Source organism: Ureaplasma diversum NCTC 246 (genome assembly GCF_000731915.1).
Classification (GTDB): domain Bacteria; phylum Bacillota_I; class Bacilli_A; order Mycoplasmatales; family Mycoplasmoidaceae; genus Ureaplasma; species Ureaplasma diversum.
The window spans coordinates 1-5,328 of the sequence record NZ_JFDP01000050.1; the positions used below are offsets into that span (position 1 = coordinate 1).

Consider the following 5,328-nt stretch of genomic DNA (forward strand, 5'->3'; position numbering starts at 1 on the left):
AACAGTGGGATGGTTTCAGATGATGAATTAGCTAGCCACTTTTTATTAATAATAAAACTCATTAATAAATATATGAGTATGATTAAACCTGAAATTAAATCAAACGATAGTTCTGAATTTCAAATTTCTTCAAAAGATGGGTTTACTATACTTATTGAAAAAACTAATGTATCTACTGAAAAATGTATTGATATCTTAACTAATAAAGTTAATAGTATAAAAAATTCTAACGAGCAAATTAGGGCAGCATTTATTCGTGGTTGTTTTGATGGAAGATCATCATATGATACAACTTCTAACTATTTATCTATTGATGTTGACCGAAATTATAATAAACAAAATCTAATTGTTGAAATTTTAAAATTATCAGAAATTTATGTTAATTTAAACAGGCGTGATAGTAATCATAAAAAGAATGACCAGATAAGAATAAAGAAGGAATCATTAGATAAATTATTAAATTCTATTGATATGTATTCTGTTCGTAGAAAAAAGACAATAATAAAATTCCTAAAAAATATTTAATGGGGTATTTATGAAGATCAAATATATTGAAAATGATGATTTATATGTTATAGGGGAAACTAAATATACTAAGGAAGAATTTATTGCTTACATTCAGGCGGATATGCTTCGATCTGTTTTAAAAAAGGGTAATAAATATGTTGAAATTCAACCTTTATATAATGACAATGAATCAATAGAATCGCATAACGAAATTATTGAAAATCAAGAAATTCCATTTCCTAGAAATCTTATTTTCTTTGGAGCTCCTGGAACAGGAAAAAGTTATAAATTAAATCAAAATGCACAATTATATTTTAATAATAACTATGAACGAGTAACTTTTCGGAGCTAAAAAATCTAGGTCTGTGAGAATAGTAAACACTTTTTTCAGTAGTGTTGCTGCTTTCTCGCTAAGTATATAATAGCACACTTTTTAAGAACGGGGTTAAAAAACATACTTTTTTGTAATTTTGAAATTTTTTTGCAAATTGCTATAGATTTAATTTACTAAGTAAATTACTAAGCTAAAAAAGTAGGTCTAGGTACTCTCCAGGTATCTGTTTTTGGTGCCAGGTCCCTCCTGTAAGATATTTATTATTTATATATTATATAAATAAAGGTGATTTTCCGGTAGGAATAGGTATCACCCCCTTATCTTGCCTACAAGGTGGGCGTGGGCGCGCGAGAAAATAACCCCCTGGTACTAAAATAGGTACTTTTGTGTGTCTATGAAAAGATTAATTTATAATATAAATTAATAAATGTGCTAGATTGGGTACTAAAAAAGATACTTCCTTGATTTAATGGGTACTAAAATAAATACCTTGGTTAAATATATTTTATAATATAAAATATAAAATTACAAAAAAGGTACCAAAAAAGATACTCAGGCTTCTCTAGTTGTTAATTTAAGAAAATAGTTGCTATTTTGTGCTTCTGGTTGTTGTAAATCATTAGGTTTTTGAATAATCTTAAACTATAGGTCGCTTGCTTGTTAGTGTGTATCTTTTTAACCGTTTTATAGATGAAATGTTCTGTATAACTGCTACTTTCTAGACGCTCTCCACTAGCGTTTCATATACTAGTTTGGTTGTTTTCTACATATGCAAAAAAGTCGTTTATAACCTTTTTCTGTTCTTTTGTTGGGTTGTATTTAGCTAGCTGGCTGATGAAAATTTCAACACTTTTTAGATATTCAGAATAGCTTTTATTGCTCAAAACATCATTAAAAAAAGAGTACCACGTGTTGAAATTTAACCCCTTTGGCTTGAACTTTTTGAATAGGTTTTTGATACATTTTAAACCCCCTTTTCAATATGAAAAAGCTTTTTTAAGCTGATGGATTAAATGGAATTTGTCAAGCTTCAGAGTGCAATTTAGCTCCCTTTTTAGGGTTTTCATTCAAGTAGCTCCATCGCCATTTATAAGTATTTTAGCAGGGTCAATTGAACACTTTGCTAGGGTATTTTTGAGTTGGTTTGCTAGCTCTTTGATGGGTTTATTATTGCTGCTATTAGTAGGTTCTATAACATAAAATGCCATAGCTTTTGAATAGTCAATTTTGTTTTGGTTGGCAAATATAGGGTGTAAAATTAGCATTCTAATTTTGTGTTTTAGACGCTTTTGTTGGTTGTTAAATTTCAAAAATGTATCATCAATTTCAAGCTTAAAAGTGCAGTTTTTTAGCTGTTTGAATTCATTAATTTGCTTGTTTATTAAAGCTTCATTTTGGCTATTTAAATCCAATAATTGGGTGTTGTTTTCTTGATTTATATAATATCTAAGCAATGCAGTTGTTGGGGTTTTAGGGGCTGTTTGGTTGATTGTTTTGTGTGAAAAATAGAATGAATTTAAGCTTTTTATAAACTCAATATCGTACTGTTTTCTTCTATTTCTTTTTAGAAATTCATCGTGGTAAACTACAAAAGTTTTCCTTTTATTTGACTTAGGTATTGGCTTAGATAAGTATGTTATTTTGGTTTTTATAGTGCCATAAATTGTGTGAATTGTTCGTATTCTGTGCTTCTCAATTTTGTATTCAGGGTGCTCTGTTCTTAAGTTTTTAATAGTTTCTATTCGCTTAATTTCTAGTAGGTTTTGTACTGTTTTTATGATATTTTGTTCGCTTAAAATATCTTCATTTTGATTGTTAAAGATATAACTTAACATCTAATTATTTTCTTTCCTTAGTTAAATAATTGGCTTGTTTTTATATAAAAAAATAGTACCATAAAAGGTACTTAGTACTAGGTTATACACGCGATTAATTAAGTAAAATGGGGTAATCATTAATATAAAAAATGTAGCTTATTTGCTTAATTTTGTTAAATTTATATGCTTTAATGCAAAGAAAAAAAGCGGATTTCCGCATTAATTTTTCATAGGATTTAGTGCAAAATGGTTATTGCTTATTTTAAAATTTCATACTCAAAAAGCTTTGGCTCAATATGATTTGAATAGAACTCTTTAAGCTTATTTTTTAAGATTTGAATGCTTGAATTTAGCAATCCATCATCTTCATATCCATACTGTGGTTTACCAAAAGCGTCTATGTATTTAACTACTTTTTTATTTAAATCTTTGTTAATTTGGTTTAGTCCATATAGATAATGTGGTTGGTAATCTGTCATTTTTTTAGCTCTTTGGATAATCTCATTTCAAGAGTTTATTAAATCATTATGGACATCTTTAAATAACTCAGAATTAAGCATTTGTGCTGCTTTTCCACTTAAGCAAATATGATTTTTAATTGTTTCATCACTATAGCATTTTACAGTATCACTTAGTAAAGTTCAGAGTAAACAATCATTTATAAAGGTTTCATCTGCTCAAGCTAATTCTTGCTTGTCTGCACTTTTCATAACTGTTAAAATATCATATAAATATGATTTGCTTTTTCAACTGCTAGCACAATGTAGAACGCTAATTTTCTTAATGTTCTCATTATTAACATAGAAAATTCTATTGCTTAATCCTTTATCTGTATTTGTTAAGATGTTGCCAATATGTTCTAATGTATTACCAATTGATAATTTAGCATAATAATCTTCTTTGTTTTGTGAAATATCAAAAGCATTTACACGCTTAAATACCTTTTTAATAGTGGCGTTTTCTAAATGGATAACATCAGAGTGGTTATTTGTTTTCTTTCAACGAATAATAGGTAATCCGCCATCTGTAGCATTATAATGCTTTCTATTTGATAAAAACCCTTGTACGAACTCAAAATTAATATGATTAAGCTTTCAATATTTAATAGGTGAAATTAAGCAGTATTGGTCGTTTTCTTGCATATGCATATTAGCGCTATAAATAAATTGAAAAGATAAATCACGCACTTGATTTTTAGGGAATTGGTTGGTCTTGTAGATTTGCTCAATTACATAATTAATAGATACAGATTTGCCACTTACAAATTTTGATTGTGCTGTTTCATCTCTAAAAGGTGGATTTTCTAAAAATAGTACTCTTCCAGTTGGATTTTCTTTTCTCCAAGTAGCTAAATATGTTGCTAATCAATCATTAAAATCCTTGCTTAATGCGTCCCCTAAGCTCATTACATTTTCATTAATGTAAACATCAATTAAGCTAGCATTGTTGTATGGTGGGCGAATGATTTTAGCTCTATTTTTGAATAATTCTCCTAAATATACTCATTCTGAAAATTCATAAGTATTTAAAATAGTATTAGCTAAAACACTATCATCTAAAAACTTTTCAAGATTACCTGTTCCTACACATCTATCAATAATTAGATATGGTGTTGTTGGTTGTTCGTTGATAAAGTTGTAAACATACTCTGTAATCTTTTTAGCATACTCATCAGGGGTGAAGAATGCTCCCCTATCTTTAATTGCTTGTTTACTACCAATATGGTCTCATTTACTAGCAATAATACCTTTCATATTAGTAATGAAAATTGGTTCAACTCAATCTAGAACCTTTGGTTCTAAGTTTAATTGGTTAAGGTTATTTGTTAGTTGTTCTAATTTAGTTTCATCAAAATTGTTATCAATTTTAAGTTGATTAATAATAGTATCTACATCAATACCTTTAACTAAATCTTTAATAAAATAGCTCGGATTATGGTTAGATTGATTTGGTTGGTTCAAATAGAAATAATCATTAATTTTAGCAAAATTTGATTCATTTATTTTAGTAGGCAAATATTGGTAAGAATTTACTTTTTTAACTAAATCTTTAGGGTCAGTTCAAACTCCTTCGTGTTCAAAAGTAATTTTGATATCTAAAGGGTTTGCATTACTCGGACTTGCTGTTAATTTCTCGTTTTTATATATAAAATCTTGATACTTTAATCCATCAATTAATCAATAATTTTTAGGCTTAAAAGTAGCAACACAAATATAGCGTGGAATTTTAATTAAGCCATCATCATTGAATTGTTTAAGAGTGTATAAGCCTTGCGCTATTGCTTTATGTAAAGTGTTATTAGCATTAAAACTTGTTTTAAATTCAAACAAAACTCCATTATTGATTCCGTCAGTTCCGTGAATTAAATACTTTTCATAATATGGTTTATCTAAGATTGTATTATCTTCATCGAAATAAACACCCTTTTCATAAAAGCTTCAAAATGCTTTTTGATGGATTAGTTCAGAAGAGTTAGCTAAAAGTCTCTCTCTCTCTCTCTTGTTCTAATATTTGTTTGTTATTTTTATTCATAAATCATCATCCTTAAAATTAATATTTAATTATTTATAGTATAGACTAAAGCAGTAAAAAAGTACCATAAATGGTACTTATATTTAAGAATTACATCCTCATTCCTTTTGGTTTTTGAACTTCTTGCTCTTCATCTTC

The 5,328-nt window shown here is 27.9% G+C and carries 4 protein-coding genes; 2 read left to right on the forward strand and 2 right to left on the reverse strand.

Translation table 4 applies throughout. From position 1 onward, the window contains the following. Window positions 1-525: hypothetical protein (locus tag UDIV_RS04565; RefSeq protein ID WP_038102744.1), on the forward strand; the 525-nt coding region annotated here is incomplete at its 5' end. A 10-nt stretch (window positions 526-535) separates the two neighbouring features. Further along, the gene (locus UDIV_RS02235; protein WP_038102746.1) at window positions 536-859 is read left to right on the forward strand and encodes a hypothetical protein; all 324 of its coding nucleotides are present in this window, start codon (window positions 536-538) and stop codon (window positions 857-859) included. Between the two features lie 551 nt (window positions 860-1,410). On the opposite strand, the gene UDIV_RS02240 is transcribed toward UDIV_RS02235, so the two are convergent. Both UDIV_RS02240 and UDIV_RS02245 read right to left on the reverse strand, forming a co-directional pair. Further along, entirely contained in the window at window positions 1,411-2,676 is a 1,266-nt protein-coding gene (locus UDIV_RS02240) for an Mbov_0401 family ICE element transposase-like protein (protein WP_038102748.1), read from the reverse strand. Window positions 2,677-2,915: 239 nt separating this feature from the next. After that, entirely contained in the window at window positions 2,916-4,988 is a 2,073-nt protein-coding gene (locus tag UDIV_RS02245) for a hypothetical protein (RefSeq protein ID WP_038102751.1), read from the reverse strand. Window positions 4,989-5,328: the final 340 nt, after the last annotated feature.